Origin of the sequence: Cellulomonas iranensis NBRC 101100 = JCM 18110 (assembly GCF_001552375.1) — a bacterium.
GTDB classification, from domain to species: domain Bacteria; phylum Actinomycetota; class Actinomycetes; order Actinomycetales; family Cellulomonadaceae; genus Cellulomonas; species Cellulomonas iranensis.
Map to the genome: position 1 here is coordinate 1 of NZ_BCRB01000082.1, position 16,341 is coordinate 16,341.

Here is a 16,341-nt window from a genome sequence, read left to right on the forward strand (position 1 = left end):
GCCGCGCCGCGGCGGGCCCCGCACCGTCGCCCGCGACGACGACCGTCGGCACCGCGCCGCGCGCGCGTCGCGAGGGCCGCGCGCCGTCGCCCGCCGGCTCGCCGACGACCACGGGGAGGGCGCCCGTCGCGGGCGACGCCTCGGCCGGCTGGCCGCGACCGACGACGTGGGTCAGCCCCGCCTCCGACGGGCGCGGCCACGGCGTCCGCCCGGGTGCGAGCGGGTCGCGGTACGCGAGGTCGAAGTGGACGGGCCCGGGGTCGCCCGTGCGCGCACCGGTCGCGGCCGCGAGCGCGCGCGACGCCGTGCGTCGCAGATCGCGGTCCTCGCCGGGGCGCCCCGTGGGCGCGGGCACGTCGACCGCGAGCCGCACCGCGCTGCCGAAGATCCCGGCCTGCTCGGTGGTCTGGTTGGCGCCCGTGCCGCGCAGCTCGTGCGGACGGTCGGCCGTCAGCAGCACGAGGGGCAGGCCGCTGTGGTGCGCCTCGAGCACGGCCGGGTGCAGGTTCGCCACGGCCGTGCCGGACGTCGTGACGACCGCGACCGGCCGCGGCGGCCCCGGCGTGCGCTCGCCCGCGTGCGCCGAGCCCTTCGCGAGCCCGAGCGCGAGGAACCCCGCGTCCCGCTCGTCGATGCGCACGTGCAGCCGCAGCGCGGGGGCCCCCGCGGGGCGCTCGCCGTCGGGCCGCGCGGCGTCGGCCACCGCGTACGCGAGCGGTGCGCTGCGGGACCCCGGCGCGAGCACGACGTCGCGGACGCCGAGCGCCGCGAGCGCCTGCACCAGCACGCGCGCCGCGGTGACCGAGGGGGCGTCGTCCGGGGCGTCGGGGGCGGGGGTCACGGGCGCCATCATGCCCGAGCCCGCACGGCCGCGAGACGCCCGCCCCAGCGCGCGGCGACGTCCTCGGGGGCGGTGGCCGCGGCCAGCAGCGCGGGCGTGGGCTCGGGGCGCCGCACCGCGATCGCGCCGTCGCGCGGGAGCAGCGGGTCCTCGACGAGGTCGGCCGCGAGCAGCGCGGCGGTCGCGAGGCCGCACGCGTGCGGCAGCTCGGGCAGCGCCGCGGCGAGCGCGAGCCCGGCGGCCAGCCCGACCGAGGACTCGAGCGCCGAGGACACGACCACGGGCAGGTCCAGCTGCTCGGCCAGGCGCAGGCACGCGCGCACGCCGCCGAGCGGCTGCACCTTGAGCACGACCACGTCGGCCGCGTGCCGGCGCGCGACCGCGAGCGGGTCGTCCGAGCGACGCACGGCCTCGTCGGCCGCGAGCGGCACGTGCGTGCGGCGGCGCAGCGCGGCGAGGTCCTCGACGCCCGGCACGGGCTGCTCGGCGTACTCGAGGCCGCCCGCGGCGCGGTCGAGCGACGCGAGCACGCGCACCGCGGTGTCGACGTCCCACGCCGCGTTCGCGTCGACGCGGATCGCGCCGTCCGGGCCCAGCGCGTCGCGCACCGCCTCGAGCCGCGCCTCGTCCGCGCCGGCCGGCTGACCGGGCTCGGCGACCTTGACCTTCGCGGTGCGGCACCCCCCCGAGGCCGTGACGATCCGGTGCGCGTGCTCCGGGTCGACCGCCGGCACGGTGACGTTGACCGGCACGTGCGTGCGCACCGGCGCGGGCCAGCCCTCGTCGGCGGCCTCCCGCGCGGCACGCCACCAGCGCACGGCCGCCGCGTCGTCGTAGTCCCAGAACGGGCTGAACTCGCCCCACCCCGCGTCGCCCCGCAGCAGCACGCCGTCACGGCGCGTCAGCCCCCGGAACCGGGTGCGCAGCGGCACGTCCCACACCACGAGGTCCGGCATCGCGCTCACCACGCACCCAGGCTATGCCGCACGCACCGGCCGGCCGGTGCCCGCGCGGCGCACCACCGCGCGTCCCGGCGCCGACGCGCGTCGCTAGGGTGGCCGCGTGAGCGAGAGCGGTGCCCCTGCCCCCCTGCCCGAGCGTGTCTCCGAGACCTTCGACCCCGCGCGGTGGCGTGACGTCGAGGGGTTCGCGGACCTGACGGACGTCACCTACCACCGCGGGTACGCGCGCCCCACGCGCGAGCAGGCGGCCGCCGGCGCCGTCGCGCGCGACCTGCCGGTCGTGCGCGTCGCGTTCGCCCGCCCCGAGGTCCGCAACGCCTTCCGGCCGCACACCGTCGACGAGCTCTACGCCGTGCTCGACCACGCACGCACCACCTCCGACGTCGGCACCGTGCTGCTCACCGGCAACGGACCGTCCCCCAAGGACGGCGGCTGGGCGTTCTGCTCGGGCGGCGACCAGCGCATCCGCGGCCGCGACGGCTACCGGTACGCCGAGGGCGAGACCGCGGAGGCCGTCGACCCGGCCCGCGCGGGGCGCCTGCACGTCCTGGAGGTGCAGCGGCTGATCCGGACCATGCCCAAGGTCGTCGTCGCGCTCGTCAACGGCTGGGCGGCCGGCGGCGGGCACTCGCTGCACGTCGTCGCGGACCTGACGATCGCGAGCCGCGAGCACGCGCGGTTCATGCAGACCGACGCGAACGTCGGCTCGTTCGACGGCGGCTACGGCTCGGCGCTGCTCGCCCGCCAGGTGGGGCAGAAGCGCGCGCGGGAGATCTTCTTCCTGGCCCGCGAGTACTCGGCGGACGACGCGTACCGCTGGGGCGCCGTCAACGACGTCGTGCCGCACGCGGAGCTCGAGGAGGCCGGGCTCGAGTACGCGCGCGTGGTCGCGACGAAGTCGCCGCAGGCGATCCGCATGCTCAAGTTCGCGTTCAACCTCGCCGACGACGGGCTGGCCGGTCAGCAGGTGTTCGCGGGCGAGGCGACGCGGCTGGCGTACATGACGGACGAGGCCGTCGAGGGGCGCGACGCGTTCCTGCAGCGGCGCGACCCGGACTGGTCCGGGTTCCCGTACGCGTACTGACGCCGCGTCAGCCCTGGCTCATCCAGGTCATCATCTCGACGAGCGTCGCGACGACCGCGCCGCCGCCCACGAGGAGCGCGACGAGCACGAGACCGGCGGCGACGACGGCGACCGCCGAGCGGACCGAGTGGTCCTCGGGGTCGCGACGCGTGCGGGCGGGGCGGACGGAGGCGGGGAACGTGGTGTGTGCGGCCATGCCCTCAGCCTCGCCGCCGGCACCCCGCGCGCGCGTCGCACCGCGGGTGGGTCGTGGCGGGCGCGGCCCCGGCCGGAGGGTGGAGCCGGCTCCCCCGCGGGGACGACGGACCGGACCCGGTCGTCGTCCTGAGGTATCGACCCGGGCACCGCGGCGCCCGGGTCGGACCGTCAGGAGACGGTGAGCGTGCCGCTGCCGGCGGGCACGAGCTCGACCCACGTGTTGCCCGGCGCCAGCGTGGCCTCGGAGCCGTCGGGCAGCAGCAGCCGCAGCGGCTGGTCCTGGGCGTCCTTCTGCCAGCGCACCGGGAGCGTCTTGCCCCCGGTCGCGAGCACCGCGTCGCCCGACCCGACGAGCTCGTAGGTCGGCACGGGCGCGCCGCCCTGCGCACCGAACTCGGTGTTGGGGTGCCCGGCCGTGATCGCGACGACGTTCACGGCGGACAGCCGTGCGCCGCTCGCGGCGGTCGCGGGGCTGCCGCCCTCCGACCGCAGCCACGTGCCGCTCGCGGCGTCCCACGACCACACCGGGTGCGACTGCCCCGACAGGCGGAGGTCGAGCGTGGTCGCGGGCGTGCCGCCGACCGTCGCGGACGCCTGCTCGGCCGACCGCGCGAACGCGAACTGCTGCGCGGGTGCGGTGCGGCCCGCCTCGGCGGTGGCCCACCACTGCGCGGGGTCGCCGTACACGTTGTGCGGCGCCTTGCGCGCCTTCGACCGGTACATGCCGGGCGCGCCCGCGTCGTGCGACACGATCTGCACGCCCGCCTGCTGGGCGAGCGCGAGGATGCCGGGCTGCCCCCCCGAGTAGACGAGCAGGCCGCCGAGCGGCGCGACGATGAGCGGGTCCATCGGGCGCACCGAGCGGATGGGCCCGACCTCCTCGGGCACCTGCGACTGGAAGACCGCGACGAAGCGCGACACCTCGAACTCGACGATGGTCTCCCACACGACGTCCGCCTGCTCGAGGCCCGTCTGCGGCCGCGCGGCCGCGGTGTTCTCGATCTTGACGGCGATCGCCGGGCGAGGGTCGGGCTGCCCCGCGACACCCGTGAGGGGCCAGACCGGCGCGACCTCCGGGGTCGGGACGGCGCCCTTGTCGACCGCGACGTCGGCGCGCTGGGTGACCGTCGGCGCCGGCTCCGCGGGCTGCGAGCCGCAGGCCGCGAGCGCGAGCGCGCCCACGACCAGCAGGGCCGCACCCCGTCCGCGGGCCGCCGCGTCCCTGCGTGACGTCGCCGCCATCGTGTCTCCCGTCCCCCGCTCGCGCGGTTCTCGTCGTGCGTGACGGGGCGTCGTGCCCCCTCCCGCTCCCGGACCGCGGGCCACTCTACGACCACGTCGGGGCGCCTCTGCCCGGGACGCGCCCCGCGGACCCCGGCGGCGCGACCACCTAGGCTGTCCGGGTGGAACGGCCGCTGCGTGACGTGCCCGCCGGTGCGGCGGACCTCGTCGGCGCGCTGTCCGCCGCGCTCGACGGCACCGGGCCCGCGGTGCGCTGCCTCGAGACGACCCCCCGCGAGGGGCTCGCGCACGTGCCCTCCGACGTGGCGGTCGTCGTGCGGACCTCGGGCTCCACGGGTCGCCCGCGGGACGTGATGCTGACGGCCGCCGCGCTGCGGGCGTCGGCCGACGCGACCGCCGAGCGGCTGCACGGCCCGGGGGCCTGGCTGCTCGCGCTGCCCGTGCACCACGTCGCGGGCCTCCAGGTCGTCGTGCGGGCCCTGCTCGCGGGGGCACCGCCGCGGGTGCTGGCCGACGGGCCGTTCCGGGCCGCGACGTTCGCCGCGGCGGCCCGGGCCGCGACCGCGGGCCCCGGCCCGCACTACACGTCGCTCGTGCCGACCCAGCTGGTGCGCGTGCTCGACGACCCGGGCGCGACCGCGGCGGCGCGCGCGTTCGACGCGATCCTCGTGGGCGGTGCCGCGTGCCCGCCGCCGCTGCTCGCACGCGCCCGCGCCGCGGGCCTGCGGGTCGTCACGACCTACGGCATGACCGAGACGTGCGGCGGCTGCGTGTACGACGGCCGGCCGCTCGCGGGCGTGCGGGTCGCGGTCGACGCCGAGCAGCGGATCAGCCTGAGCGGGCCCGTGCTCGCCGCCGGGTACCTGCACCGGCCGGACCTCGACGCCGCGACGTTCACGACCTCCGGCGACGAGCGCTGGCTGCGCACCGCCGACCGCGGACGCGTCGACGACGGCGTGCTGCACGTGCTCGGCCGCCTGGACGACGTCCTGGTCACGGGCGGCGTGAAGGTCGACCCGCACGCGGTCGAGGACGTGGTCGCCGCGCTGCCCGGCGTGCGCGAGGTCTGCGTGGTCGGCGTGCCCGACCAGCACTGGGGGCAGGCCGTGGTCGCGCTCGTCGTCACGCAGGACGGCACGCCGCCGCCGCTGACCACGCTGCGCACCGCCGTGGCCGCGGCGCTCGGTCCCGCGAGCGCACCCCGTCAGGTCGTCGTCGTCGACGCGCTGCCGCTGCGCGGTCCCGGCAAGCCCGACCGGCGCGCCGCCGCACGCGTGGCGCTCGAGCGCACCGCGGTGCACCCGTCCGGCTCGCCGTGAGCCCGGCTGCGACCCGCCCCGCCCCCTCCCCGCCGCCGCGCCGCACCGCGGCCGCCCCGACGTCCTCGAACAGGAGCACCATGGCCTCCGCCTCCGACTGGGTCGCCGGTGCGCGACCGCGCACGCTGCCCGCCGCGGTCGCGCCCGTGCTCGTGGGCACCGGTGCCGCGGCGCAGGCCGACGGCGCGCTGACGGGCCGCGCGCTGCTCGCGGCGGGCGTCGCGCTCGCGCTGCAGGTGGGCGTCAACTACGCGAACGACTACTCCGACGGCGTGCGGGGCACGGACGTCGACCGCGTGGGACCCATGCGGCTGACCGCGTCGGGCGCCGCCCCCGCGACGCACGTGCGCGGTGCCGCGTTCGCGGCGTTCGGCGTCGCTGCGCTCCTGGGCCTGTGGCTCGTGGCGCTGTCCGGCGCGTGGTGGCTGCTGGGCGTCGGTGCGCTGGCGGTCGTCGCGGCGTGGACCTACACCGGCGGCCGGCGGCCGTACGGGTACCGCGGGCTCGGCGAGGTCGGCGTGTTCGTGTTCTTCGGCCTGGTGGCGGTGCTCGGCACGACGTACACGCAGCTCGGCTCCGTCACGTGGCCGGCCGTCGTCGGCGCGATCGCGGTCGGGCTGCTCGCGTGCGCGCTGCTCATGGCGAACAACCTGCGCGACGTGCCGACCGACGCGGTGGTCGGCAAGCGCACGCTCGCCGTGCGGCTCGGCGAGCACCGCGCGCGCCGCGTGTACGCGGTGATGGTGGTGCTGCCGGTGCTGCTGGGTGCGGTGTGCGCGCTCGCCGCGCCGTGGTCGCTGCTCGTGCTGCTGCTGCTCGCACCCGCGGTGGTGCTGGCCGTCGTCGTGCTGCTGGGCGCCCGCGGGATCGCGCTCGTGCCGGTGCTCGCGGGCACGGGCGCGCTCGAGCTCGGGTTCGGCGTCGCGCTGGGGCTCGGCCTGGCGCTCTGACGGAGGGGTCGCGGACCCCTCGGCCCGACCGGTCGCGGACCGGTCGCGGACCGTCAGGTCCCGGCAGGCCGTCGGCCTTCGGGCCACTCCCGCACGGCACCGCTCGACCCCTCGGCCTCGGCGTCCTCCGCGTCGGCGTCGGCCGCCTCGCGCGCCGTGCGTCCGCCCCGCGCGCGACGCTGCTCGGCGCGCTCCGCGAGCCAGAGGGCCGCGCGGTCCCGCTGCCGGCCCAGGAGCACGTAGGACAGCCCCCACGCGAGGAACGCGGCGAGCAGCGGCGCGAGCCACGAGCGCATGCCGGCCCACCACAGCAGACCGGTCGCGGCGGCGAACAGCACGACACGCAGCACGGAGTAGACGACGACGGGCACCCGCCCAGCGTAGGTCAGGACGACGCCCGTCCGGACCGCGGCGGACCCCACCCTGACGGGTCGCCGTCTAGGGTGGACAGGTGCTCAGGTACCTGCCGTTCGTGCTGATCGCCGCCTTCGCGCTGTACTGCGCGTTCGACGTGCTGGGCAGCGACGCCCGTCGGCGGCGGGGCGTGCCGACGCTCGTGTGGGTCCTCGTGGTGCTGCTGCCGGTGCTGGGGGGCGTCCTGTGGCTGCTCGTGAGCCGCAGCGCGCCGGCCCCGGGCCAGTCGCGTGCTGCGCGCGGGCCGGTGGCACCCGACGACGACCCCGAGTTCCTGCGCCGGCTCGACCTCGAGCGGCGTCGACGCGAGCAGCAGGCGCGCGGCGACGACACCGACGACGCCGCGTCCGCCTGACGCGCCCGGCGGGCCTCACAGCCCCGAGTACGAGTGCTTCCCCGTGATGAACAGGTTGACGACCGTGAAGTTCGCGAGGACGACGGCGTAGCCGACGAACACGATGTAGGCGGCGCGACGCCCGGCCCACCCGCGCGTCGTGCGCGCGTGCAGGTACGCGGCGTAGACGACCCACGCGACGAACGTGCCGACCTCCTTGGGGTCCCAGCCCCAGTAGCGGCCCCAGGCCTCCTCGGCCCAGATCGCGCCGCCGATGAGCGTGAACGTCCACAGCACGAAGCCGACGGCGTGCAGGCGGAACGACAGCGCCTCGAGCCGGCGCGCGTCGGGCACCTGCTCGAGCCACGCGAACGCGGGACCGGTCACGCGCGCACCGTGGAACGCCTGGCGCAGGCCGTCCGCGCGACGCCACGGACGCTCGAGCCGCGAGCGGCCCTCGGCGCGCGCGTCCTGCAGGACCTGCAGGACGGACGTCGCGAACGCGACCGTGAAGACGCCCGTCGCGAGGATCGCGACGCCCACGTGGATGACGAGCCAGTAGCGCTGCAGCGCGGGCTGCACCGCGTCGGCCTGCACGTGCAGCGTGTTGAGCGCCAGCACGAGCGCGAGCACCGCGATGCCCGTCACGAGCACGCCGAGGAACGCGATCGCGCGCCGACGCTGCACGACCACGAGCACGGCCGTCGCGCAGAACGTGCCGACGATCGTGAACTCGTACATGTTGGCGGTCGGCCAGCGGCCCGCGGCCACGCCGCGCAGCACGATCGCGACGAGCAGCAGCGCCGTGCCGAGCACGAGCGTCGAGCCGGCGATGCCGGCCGCGCGGCGCCGCGGCGCGGGCGCCGCCGGTGCTGCGGGTGGCGCGTCGGCCGTGAGGACGTCCCCGCCCGACGTGGCGCCGGCACCCACGACGGCCGGCCGGCGCGCGGCACGCACGGCCTGCGCGGCCTCGGTCGCGCGCGCGAGGTCGATCGCGTACGCGACCAGCGCGATGGTCAGCGCTGTCGCGGCCGACCAGACGAACAGGTCGCTCAGCTCGGCGACGTTCATGTCCTGTCCTCCTGCGGATCGGGCCCGGGGTCGCCGTGGGGCGCCGCGGGCTGCGCACCGAGCACAGCGGTGAGGACACGGTCCAGCTCGGGCTGCAGACCGACGTCGTCACCGCGGGCGAGGCCGGCGGCGGTCACCACTGTAGCCGCGCCCCCGGGACCTTCGTCCTGCGGGGCGCCGGCTCGGGGCGCGGCGCGCAGCCAGAGCCGCCGACGCGGCGCGAACAGCGACGCCATGAGCCCCGCGAGCGCGAGCAGCGCGAACGTCAGCACCCACGCGAGCGACGGGTCGTGCCGCAGGTCGAGCGCGACGAACCGCGGCATGTCGTCGAAGGTCAGCGTGCCGAGCCCGTCCGGCAGGTCGACCGTCTCCCCCGGCCGCACGTACAGCGTGACGACGTCGCCCGCGTCGTCGACGGCCTGCTGCATGCGCGACTCGTCGAGCCGGTAGACGTTCTGCGGGACACCCGTGTCGAGGCCGAGGTTGCCGCGCCACACCGACAGCACGAGCAGCGGGTCGGCCGGCTGCGGGTCGACCGAGCGCCACAGGCCCGGGGCCGCCTCGACGGCGGTGGGCAGCAGGAACCCGACCAGACCGACCTGGTCCTGCCCGCCCGAGACGTCGGGCACCTTGACGACGCCGCGCGACGTGTACACCTCGTCCTGCGGCAGGAAGGGCACGGCGTCCGAGAACGCGACCTCGCCCGCGGCGTCGTGCACCGTGAGGTGCGGCGCGTAGCCGTTCCCCATGAGGTACACCTTGGCGCCGCCGGCGACGATCGGGTGGTTGACCTTGATCTGCTCGGGCGTGGGGTCGCCGCCAGGCTCGGTGACGGTGACGTGCGCCGTGAAGTCGCGCGACTGCAGCGTGCGCGGGTCGAACCGCGACTCGAAGTCGTCGAGGCGCAGCGTGAACGGCTCGAGGTCGGCGGGGTCGAACGCGCTGCCGCGCTCGAACGAGTCGTACCCGGCCTGCACGTTCGCGAAGCCCGTGCCCTGCACGACGATCGCCTGCCCGCGGTAGTGCAGCAGCTGCCCGGTCGCGACCGAGACCAGCAGGCCGAGCAGCGCGAGGTGGAACACGAGGTTGCCGGTCTCGCGCAGGTAGCCGCGCTCGGCGGACACCGACCACGTGCCGCGGCCCTCGTCGTGCACGTCGACGCGGAACGCGGGGACGCCGAGACGACGCCGACGCAGCACGGCCGCCGCACGCTCGACGACCGCGCGCGGCGCGTCGTCGGACGTGCCGTCCCCCTGCGCGGGGAAGCGCCCGAGGCGGCGCGGCGTGCGGGGCGGGCGACCGCGCAGCGCGGCCAGGTGCACGCGCGTGCGCGGCAGGATGCAGCCGATGAGCGAGACGAACAGCAGCAGGTAGACGGCCGAGAACCACACCGACGCGTACACGTCGAAGAACCCGAGCCGGTCGAGCCACGGACCGACGTCGGGGTGCTCGGTGAGGTACTCGGCGACGCGCGCGGGGTCCTGCGGCCGCTGCGGGAACACCGAGCCCGGCACGGCGGCGACCGCGAGCAGCACGAGCAGCAGCAGCGCGACGCGCATGCTCGTGAGCTGGCGCCACGCCCACCGCAGCCAGCCGACGGGGCCCAGCGCGGGCAGCGGCGCGGGCGCGGGGCGCTCGCCCGCACCGGCCGTCGCGCCGTCGGCCGTCGTCGCTCGTGCCGCGTCGTCGCTGAAGGCGTCGTCGAGGCCCTCGGGGCGGTAGCCGGGACGCGAGGCCCCGCGGGGTCCGTCGGTCACGTCGTCCGCCTCGCCGCCACCTGGGCACCCACCTGGACAGCCATCTGCGCACCCACCTTCACAGCACCGGGACGAACGGGTCGGCGCCGGTCAGCAGGCCCTGGAGCCAGGCGGCCCACGTCCCCCACGCACCCGTGACGAGCGCGACGCCGAGCACCACGAGGACGGCGCCGCCCGTGCGCTGCACCGCGAGGCGGTGCCGCCCGAGCCACGCGACGGCGCGCCGCGAGCGCTGCAGGCCGACCGCGACGAGCGCGAACGGCAGGCCGAGGCCCACGCAGAACGCGACCGCGAGGAGCGCGCCGCGCCCGGCCGACCCGCCCGTGAGCGACAGCGTGAGGATCGCCGCGAGCGTCGGTCCGATGCAGGGCGTCCAGCCGAGCCCGAACGCGACGCCGAGCAGCGGCGCACCCCACAGACCGGTGCGCGGTGCGACGTGCGCGCGGCGCTCGCGCTGCAGGAACGGCACGGCGCCGAGGAACGCGAGCCCCATGACGACCGTGACGGCACCGAGCACGCGGCTCACCGGGTCCTGCCACTGCCACAGCACCGCGCCGAGCGAGCCCGCGAGCGCGCCGAACGCGACGAACACGGCCGAGAACCCGGCGACGAACAGCGTCACGCCGAGCACGAGCACGCGGCGTCCGCCGGCGGCGTCGGACGGGTCGGGCGCGGTCCGGACGCGCGCTCCCGTCGCGGGAGCGGGGCCGGTCACGGGGACGGCCGCGGCGGCGTCGCCGCTGGGCGTGCCGTCGCCGACGCGCACGACGTCGGTCGCGTCGACCAGCCCGAGCGCGGCGCCCGGCGTGCGGCGGGGCCCGCCGGCGGCGAGCCCGCCGAGCAGACCCGCGTAGCCGGGCAGCAGGGGCAGCACGCACGGCGACGCGAACGACACGAGGCCGGCGAGCAGCGCGACCGGGACCGCGAGCAGCAGCGAGCCCCCGGCGACGGTCGAGCCGACGTCGAGCGCGAGCGCGCCGCCCCCGGTCACCGCGGTGCGTCCGCGGTGTCGACGGCCGCCGGGTCGGCGGCAGCACCACCGGTCGCGCCCGGGGCGGGCGCGGGCGTCGCGTCCGGGCCGGCGTCGCCCTCGGCGAGCAGCTCCTCGACGAGCGAGCGGAGCACCGAGCCGTCGGCGAGCCCGAGCACGCGCGCGGCGACGCGACCCTGCCGGTCGAGCAGGACGGTCGTGGGGACCGCGCTGACGGGCACGACGCCCTGCAGCGCGGCGACCGCGGCGCCGCTGGTGTCGTCGAGCGACGGGTACGGCACGGCGAGCTCGCGCTGGAAGGCCTGCGCGGTGCCGGCCGCGTCGCGGCTGTTGATGCCGAGCACGTGCAGGCCCTGGTCGGCGTAGTCGGTCGCGACGGCCGCGAGGTCGGGCGCCTCGGCGCGGCACGGCGGGCACGCGGCGTACCAGGTGTTGAGGAGCACGACGTCGCCGCGCAGCTGTGCGAGGTCGTGGGCGCCGCCCTCGTAGTCGGTCCCGGCGATGTCGACGGGCCCGACGCGGTCGGCGGGCGCCCACGTCGTGGTCGACCCGTCGCCGGACTGGTAGCCCTGGTCGACGACGTCGTCGGGCGTGCCGGACCCGTCGCCGGCGGCGCAGCCGGCGAGCACGACGGCGAGCGCGGCCGCCGCGGCGAGCACGCGCGCGGCCCGGCCGGTGCGGGAGGTGCGGCCGGCGATCGAGGGACGGACGGTGCGCACGTCAGGCCCCGGGGACCTGCGACGCGCCGGGCAGCAGCGCCGCGGCGGGCTCGCCGTAGCCGACGCCCACGAGCGTGTCGTCCTCGAAGCGCAGGCTCGTGAGGGACGCGAGCGAGCACTGCCGCTTGCGGGGGTCGTGCCACAGGCGGCGGTTCTCGAGCGCGAGGCGCGTGACCCAGATGGGGAGCTGGTGGCTGACGAGCACGGCCTCGTGGCCGCGGGCCGCGACGCGGGCGGCGTCGACGGCCGCGAGCATGCGGTCGACCTGCTCGACGTACGGCTCGCCCCACGACGGCCGGAACGGGTTGCGCAGGTAGGGCCAGTGCGCGGGGTGGCGCAGCGAGCCGTCGCCGACGCCGAACCGCAGGCCCTGGAAGTGGTTCTCGGCCTCGATGAGGCGCTCGTCGGTGCCGAGCGCGACGCCGAACGCCTCGGCGATGGGGGTCGCGGTCTCCTGAGCGCGCTGCAGCGGCGAGGCGGTCACCACCACGACGTCGCGGCGCGGCGCACCCTCGTCGCCCGCGAGCGTGCGCGCGACGAGCTCGGCCATCTGCTGCCCGCGCTCGGAGAGCCGGTAGCCGGGCAGGCGGCCGTAGAGCAGGCCCGTGGGGTTGTGGACCTCACCGTGGCGCAGCAGGTGGACCGTCGTGGTGACCATGCGCACAGTCTCGCAAAGTCTGCTGTGTGCCCGGCGCCGGGACGTGGGCCCTCAGGCGCTCGCGGCGGTGACGTCGCTCACGTCGGCCTGGTCGCGGGCGCGTTCGCACGCGGGCGTGCGCAGGTGGTCGACGACGACCTGCATCGCGGTGCCGAGCGCCGCGAGCTGCGCGTCGTCGAGCACGTCGACGAGGTGCCGGCGCACGGACTCGACGTGGCCCGGCGCGGCGGCGACGAGCACGCGCCAGCCGTGGTCGGTGAGGACGCACGCGACGCCGCGCGCGTCGCCCGGGACGGGCTCGCGGCGCACGACGCCCGCGCGCTCCATGCGCGCGACGGTGTGCGTGAGGCGGCTGCGGGAGTGCGCGAGGTCGTCGGCGAGCTCGGACATGCGCAGCGCGCGCCCGGGAGCCTCGGAGAGCCGCACGAGGACCTCGTACTCCCCCAGCGACAGGCCGCTGTCGCAGTCGAGCTCGCGCGCGAGGACGTCGAGCAGGAGGGCGGTGCCGTCGCGGAACGCGCGCCAGTGCTCCTGCTGCTCCGCGGTGAGCCAGCGCACGTCGTCGGTCGGCGCGGCGTCGGTCACGGCGGGCTCCTCACGGTCGGGGGTTGCGGCTCGGATCCCACTGTAGTAGAAATATCAACCACCGCATACTTGTTGTGTCAACGATTCTCGTCGATCCCCCGGAGGAACCCATGTCCGCTCTGCCCGCCGGCCTCACCACCGGTACCTGGAACATCGACCCCTCGCACACCGAGGCGTCCTTCACGGTCCGCCACGCCGGCATCTCGAAGGTCCGCGGCACCGTCGCGGTCACCGGCGGCGCCCTCACCGTCGGCGAGGACCTCGAGTCCTCCGCCGTCTCGGTCACCCTCGACCCGTCGACCGTCACGACCGGTGACGCGAACCGCGACGGCCACCTCAAGGGCAACGACTTCTTCGACGTCGAGGTCTTCGGCGAGTGGACCTTCGTGTCGAAGGCCGTCCGCGAGGCCGGCTCGGCCTACGTCGTCGTCGGCGACCTGACGATCCACGGCGTGACGCGCGAGGTCGAGCTCGAGACCGAGTTCAACGGCACCGCCGTCGACCCGTTCGGCAACACGCGCGCCGGGTTCGAGGCCACCACGACGATCTCCCGCAAGGAGTTCGGCCTCACGTGGAACGCCGCGCTCGAGGCCGGCGGCGTGCTCGTCGCCGACAAGGTCCGCATCGACCTCGACGTCTCGGCCATCAAGGCCTGACGCACCGCAGCACCGTCCCGCGAGGGCGCGACCGCACCGGTCGCGCCCTCGCGGCGTCTGCCCCCGCGTGCTGCTAGGACGCGCCGCCGCCGGCACCGCGCGCGCGGTCGTGGAACGCCAGGATCTGCAGCTCGGACGCGACGTCCACCGCCCGCACGTCGACGTGCGGCGGCACGCGCAACGTGCCCGGCGCGAACGTCAGCACCCCCACGACCCCCGCGGCCACGAGCTCGTCGCACACGCGCTGCGCGACGTCGGCCGGCGTGGTCAGCACCGCGATCGTCGCGCCCGTGCGCGCCACCAGACCCGCGAGGTCGTCCGCGGGCTCGACGACGAGCCCCGCGACCGTCGTGCCCACGACCGCCGGGTCCGCGTCGACCAGCGCCACGAGCGAGAACCCGCGCTCCGCGATGCCCGCGTAGTTCGCGAGCGCGTGGCCCAGGTTGCCGACGCCGACCAGCAGCACCCGCCGGACGTCCGCCAGCCCCAGCGCCACCCGCACCTGCTCGCGCAGGTGCTGCACGTCGTACCCCACGCCGCGGCGACCGTACGAGCCGAGGTGCGACAGGTCCTTGCGCAGCTGGGCGGGCGTCACGCCCGCCCGGTGCGCGAGCTCCTGCGACGACGTCAGCACGACCCCGCCCGCGGCCGCGGCGTCGAGCGCACGCAGGTAGCCGGGCAGCCGCGCGACCGTCGCGGGCGGCACGCCCTCGCCGCGGCGGCGCGCGACCCGGCCGCCGTCGCGGCCCGCACCGCGGACCGCACCCCGACCGGTGCCGCCGCGTGCGGCGGTGCGCCGAGCGTCCACGTCGACCCCCCGAGCCTCAGCGCCGGGAGCACCCGGCGACGACGTCACGCTAGAGCCTGCCGCCGCCCGCCGCGAGGGCCCTGCGCAGCCGGCCCTCGTCGATGCGCCAGTAGCCGCGGCGCACGCCGTCGACGTCGACCACCGGGACCATCTCGCCGAGCTCGTCCGCGGGCGGCACGCCGTCGGGGCCGGGCACGTCGACGTCCACCTCGACCCACGTCGCCCCGACCTCCGCGCACACCCGCGCGACCAGCGCACGCGCGTCGTCGCACAGGTGGCACCCGGCGCGCCCGTACAGCACGACCCGCGCCGGCGTCCCGTCCGCCGCGGCGGTCGCCGCCGACCGCTGCCCGTCACCCGTCCGCGTCACGGCGCCACGCTAGCGCGCGCGGACGCGCCGACCGCCGCCCCGCGCGGGTCGTTACAGTGGCCGGGTGCACGCGGGCCAGGGGAACGACGAGCCGGCCGTCGTCGCCGCCACCGTCGAGACGCCGCGGGCCGACCTCGTGCCGGACGGGACGCGCGTCGCGGCCTTCTTCGACGTCGACAACACGATCATCCGCGGCGCGAGCGCGTTCCACCTCGCGGTGGGCCTGTACCGCCGCGGTTTCTTCCGCAACCTCGACCTCGTGACGTTCGCGTTCCAGCAGGCGCGCTACCGCGCGTTCGGCGAGAACCGCCGCCAGATCGACGAGGTCCGCTCCCGCGCGCTCGAGATCATGCGCGGCCGCTCGGTGGCCGAGGTCACCGCGATCGCCGAGGACGTCTACGACGAGGTCCTCAGCCTGCGCATCTACCCCGGGACGCGGGCGCTGCTCGACGCGCACCTCGCGGCGGGGCACGCGGTGTGGCTCGTGACCGCCACCCCCGTCGAGATCGGCGAGCTCATCGCGCGGCGCCTCGGCGCGACGGGCGCGCTCGGCACGGTCGCGGAGCACGACGAGGGCTTCTACACCGGACGGCTCGTCGGCGACCTGCTGCACGGCGAGGCCAAGGCCAGCGCGGTGCGCGCGCTCGCGGAGCGCGAGGGCTACGACCTGGACCGGTGCCACGCGTACGGCGACTCGACCAACGACGTGCCGATCCTGTCGACCGTCGGCCACCCGTGCGCGATCAACCCCGACGGGCGCCTGCGCCGGCACGCCGCGGAGGTCGGGTGGCCCGTGCGGGAGTTCCGCCACCGGCGCACGCAGGCCCGCCGCGGCGTCAACGCCGCGAGCCTCGCGGGTCTGGTGTGGGCAGGCGCGGTCGTCGTGCGGGCGGTGCGACGCTCGCTGCGACGACGCGTGGGCGGCCTGTGACGGCACGGGCACCCGCCCCGTCGCCCGGGCGTCAGCCCGCGTCCTGCACCTGCTCCTGCTCCTCGCGCGTCGTCGCGACCGGCCAGCCCTCGTCGTCCCACGCGAGCTCGCGGATGCCGAGCCGGAAGTCGCCGCCCTCGGCGGCGTCGTACCAGTGGAACGCCAGGTAGCCCTTCGAGTACGACTGACCGCCGGGGCCGACCATGTCGCCGCGCGTCGCGAGCAGCGGCTCGCCGCCGCCCGCGGCGAGGTCCCGGCCCTCACGGTCGACGTACGGCCCGGTGACGTCGCGGGATCGGCCGACGGCCATGTTGTAGGTCGAGTCGGAGCCCTGGCAGCACGAGTCGCGCGAGACGAAGAGGTAGTACCAGCCGTCGCGCTCGGCGAGGTACGGGGCCTCGATCGCGTTGGGCGAGCCGATGCGGCTCGCGATCGTCACCGGCTCGGCGGC

Annotated in this window: 20 protein-coding genes; 6 read left to right on the forward strand and 14 right to left on the reverse strand. The window is 77.1% G+C overall.

Annotation, left to right across the window (positions count from 1 at the left end; translation table 11 throughout):
• Nucleotides 1-853: thiamine pyrophosphate-binding protein (locus CS2_RS14690; RefSeq protein WP_439951187.1), on the reverse strand; the 853-nt coding region annotated here is incomplete at its 3' end.
• The gene (locus CS2_RS14695) at nt 850-1,797 is read right to left on the reverse strand and encodes an o-succinylbenzoate synthase (protein ID WP_070320552.1); all 948 of its coding nucleotides are present in this window, start codon (nt 1,795-1,797) and stop codon (nt 850-852) included. The genes CS2_RS14695 and CS2_RS14690, both read right to left, overlap by 4 nt.
• Nucleotides 1,798-1,903: 106 nt before the next feature.
• Between CS2_RS14695 and CS2_RS14700 the strand changes: the two genes are divergently transcribed.
• Nucleotides 1,904-2,887: a 1,4-dihydroxy-2-naphthoyl-CoA synthase gene (locus CS2_RS14700; protein WP_070320553.1), complete on the forward strand. Its 984-nt coding sequence runs from the start codon at nt 1,904-1,906 to the stop codon at nt 2,885-2,887.
• Between the two features lie 7 nt (nt 2,888-2,894).
• Here CS2_RS14700 and CS2_RS14705 read toward each other — a convergent pair whose 3' ends face one another.
• Both CS2_RS14705 and CS2_RS14710 read right to left on the reverse strand, forming a co-directional pair.
• Nucleotides 2,895-3,083 (reverse strand): hypothetical protein, encoded by a 189-nt coding sequence (locus tag CS2_RS14705; RefSeq protein ID WP_046529047.1) that lies wholly within the window; start codon nt 3,081-3,083, stop codon nt 2,895-2,897.
• Nucleotides 3,084-3,253: 170 nt separating this feature from the next.
• Complete coding sequence (locus CS2_RS14710) at nt 3,254-4,327, reverse strand: DUF3048 domain-containing protein (protein ID WP_070320554.1); 1,074 nt, start codon at nt 4,325-4,327, stop codon at nt 3,254-3,256.
• A 161-nt stretch (nt 4,328-4,488) separates the two neighbouring features.
• Here CS2_RS14710 and menE point away from each other — a divergent pair, with 161 nt between their 5' ends.
• Nucleotides 4,489-5,646: an o-succinylbenzoate--CoA ligase gene (gene menE, locus CS2_RS14715; protein WP_070320555.1), complete on the forward strand. Its 1,158-nt coding sequence runs from the start codon at nt 4,489-4,491 to the stop codon at nt 5,644-5,646.
• Between the two features lie 80 nt (nt 5,647-5,726).
• On the forward strand, nt 5,727-6,596 hold the full coding sequence (locus CS2_RS14720; protein ID WP_070320556.1) for a 1,4-dihydroxy-2-naphthoate polyprenyltransferase: 870 nt from the start codon (nt 5,727-5,729) through the stop codon (nt 6,594-6,596).
• A gap of 53 nt (nt 6,597-6,649) precedes the next feature.
• On the opposite strand, the gene CS2_RS14725 is transcribed toward CS2_RS14720, so the two are convergent.
• The gene (locus CS2_RS14725) at nt 6,650-6,967 is read right to left on the reverse strand and encodes a DUF4229 domain-containing protein (RefSeq protein ID WP_070320563.1); all 318 of its coding nucleotides are present in this window, start codon (nt 6,965-6,967) and stop codon (nt 6,650-6,652) included.
• Between the two features lie 80 nt (nt 6,968-7,047).
• On the opposite strand from CS2_RS14725, the gene CS2_RS14730 reads away from it, so the two are divergent.
• A complete protein-coding gene (locus CS2_RS14730) occupies nt 7,048-7,365 on the forward strand; it encodes a PLDc N-terminal domain-containing protein (RefSeq protein WP_070320557.1) in 318 nt (105 codons plus the stop codon).
• A 15-nt stretch (nt 7,366-7,380) separates the two neighbouring features.
• On the opposite strand, the gene ccsB is transcribed toward CS2_RS14730, so the two are convergent.
• From ccsB to CS2_RS14760, 6 genes are read right to left on the reverse strand one after another with little or no spacing between them, the layout of a single operon-like run.
• On the reverse strand, nt 7,381-8,415 hold the full coding sequence (gene ccsB, locus CS2_RS14735; RefSeq protein WP_070320558.1) for a c-type cytochrome biogenesis protein CcsB: 1,035 nt from the start codon (nt 8,413-8,415) through the stop codon (nt 7,381-7,383).
• Nucleotides 8,412-10,172, reverse strand: a complete 1,761-nt coding sequence (gene resB / locus CS2_RS14740; RefSeq protein ID WP_070320559.1) for a cytochrome c biogenesis protein ResB — start codon at nt 10,170-10,172, stop codon at nt 8,412-8,414. The genes ccsB and resB overlap by 4 nt, the downstream gene beginning before the upstream one ends.
• 58 nt (nt 10,173-10,230) lie before the next feature.
• On the reverse strand, nt 10,231-11,163 hold the full coding sequence (locus CS2_RS14745) for a cytochrome c biogenesis CcdA family protein (protein ID WP_070320560.1): 933 nt from the start codon (nt 11,161-11,163) through the stop codon (nt 10,231-10,233).
• Nucleotides 11,160-11,882, reverse strand: coding sequence for a TlpA family protein disulfide reductase (locus tag CS2_RS14750; protein WP_233421207.1), 723 nt, complete (start codon nt 11,880-11,882; stop codon nt 11,160-11,162). The genes CS2_RS14745 and CS2_RS14750 overlap by 4 nt, the downstream gene beginning before the upstream one ends.
• Before the next feature lies 1 nt (nt 11,883).
• Complete coding sequence (locus CS2_RS14755) at nt 11,884-12,540, reverse strand: histidine phosphatase family protein (RefSeq protein WP_070320564.1); 657 nt, start codon at nt 12,538-12,540, stop codon at nt 11,884-11,886.
• A 51-nt stretch (nt 12,541-12,591) separates the two neighbouring features.
• Nucleotides 12,592-13,125 carry a MarR family winged helix-turn-helix transcriptional regulator gene (locus CS2_RS14760; RefSeq protein WP_070320561.1) on the reverse strand — a complete coding sequence of 178 codons (534 nt, stop codon included), beginning with the start codon at nt 13,123-13,125 and terminating at the stop codon, nt 12,592-12,594.
• A 110-nt stretch (nt 13,126-13,235) separates the two neighbouring features.
• Here CS2_RS14760 and CS2_RS14765 point away from each other — a divergent pair, with 110 nt between their 5' ends.
• A complete protein-coding gene (locus CS2_RS14765; protein ID WP_070320562.1) occupies nt 13,236-13,781 on the forward strand; it encodes a YceI family protein in 546 nt (181 codons plus the stop codon).
• A 73-nt stretch (nt 13,782-13,854) separates the two neighbouring features.
• Here CS2_RS14765 and CS2_RS14770 read toward each other — a convergent pair whose 3' ends face one another.
• Nucleotides 13,855-14,589 carry a redox-sensing transcriptional repressor Rex gene (locus CS2_RS14770; RefSeq protein WP_082740262.1) on the reverse strand — a complete coding sequence of 245 codons (735 nt, stop codon included), beginning with the start codon at nt 14,587-14,589 and terminating at the stop codon, nt 13,855-13,857.
• A 49-nt stretch (nt 14,590-14,638) separates the two neighbouring features.
• Entirely contained in the window at nt 14,639-14,959 is a 321-nt protein-coding gene (locus tag CS2_RS14775) for a glutaredoxin family protein (protein ID WP_082740263.1), read from the reverse strand.
• 64 nt (nt 14,960-15,023) lie between these two features.
• Between CS2_RS14775 and CS2_RS14780 the strand changes: the two genes are divergently transcribed.
• Nucleotides 15,024-15,890, forward strand: a complete 867-nt coding sequence (locus CS2_RS14780) for an HAD family hydrolase (RefSeq protein ID WP_082740264.1) — start codon at nt 15,024-15,026, stop codon at nt 15,888-15,890.
• Between the two features lie 31 nt (nt 15,891-15,921).
• Here CS2_RS14780 and CS2_RS14785 read toward each other — a convergent pair.
• The coding region (locus CS2_RS14785; RefSeq protein ID WP_156442152.1) for a family 43 glycosylhydrolase at nt 15,922-16,341 on the reverse strand (420 nt) is incomplete at its 5' end.

Excerpts from the sequence above, each read along its gene's own strand:
- ccsB (WP_070320558.1), bottom strand. The coding sequence starts at position 8,415 with ATGAACGTCGCCGAGCTGAGCGACCTGTTCGTCTGGTCGGCCGCGACA.
- CS2_RS14765 (WP_070320562.1), top strand. The coding sequence starts at position 13,236 with ATGTCCGCTCTGCCCGCCGGCCTCACCACCGGTACCTGGAACATCGAC.
- CS2_RS14710 (WP_070320554.1), bottom strand. The coding sequence starts at position 4,327 with ATGGCGGCGACGTCACGCAGGGACGCGGCGGCCCGCGGACGGGGTGCG.
- CS2_RS14695 (WP_070320552.1), bottom strand. The coding sequence starts at position 1,797 with ATGCCGGACCTCGTGGTGTGGGACGTGCCGCTGCGCACCCGGTTCCGG.
- CS2_RS14755 (WP_070320564.1), bottom strand. The coding sequence starts at position 12,540 with ATGGTCACCACGACGGTCCACCTGCTGCGCCACGGTGAGGTCCACAAC.
- CS2_RS14705 (WP_046529047.1), bottom strand. The coding sequence starts at position 3,083 with ATGGCCGCACACACCACGTTCCCCGCCTCCGTCCGCCCCGCCCGCACG.
- CS2_RS14720 (WP_070320556.1), top strand. The coding sequence starts at position 5,727 with ATGGCCTCCGCCTCCGACTGGGTCGCCGGTGCGCGACCGCGCACGCTG.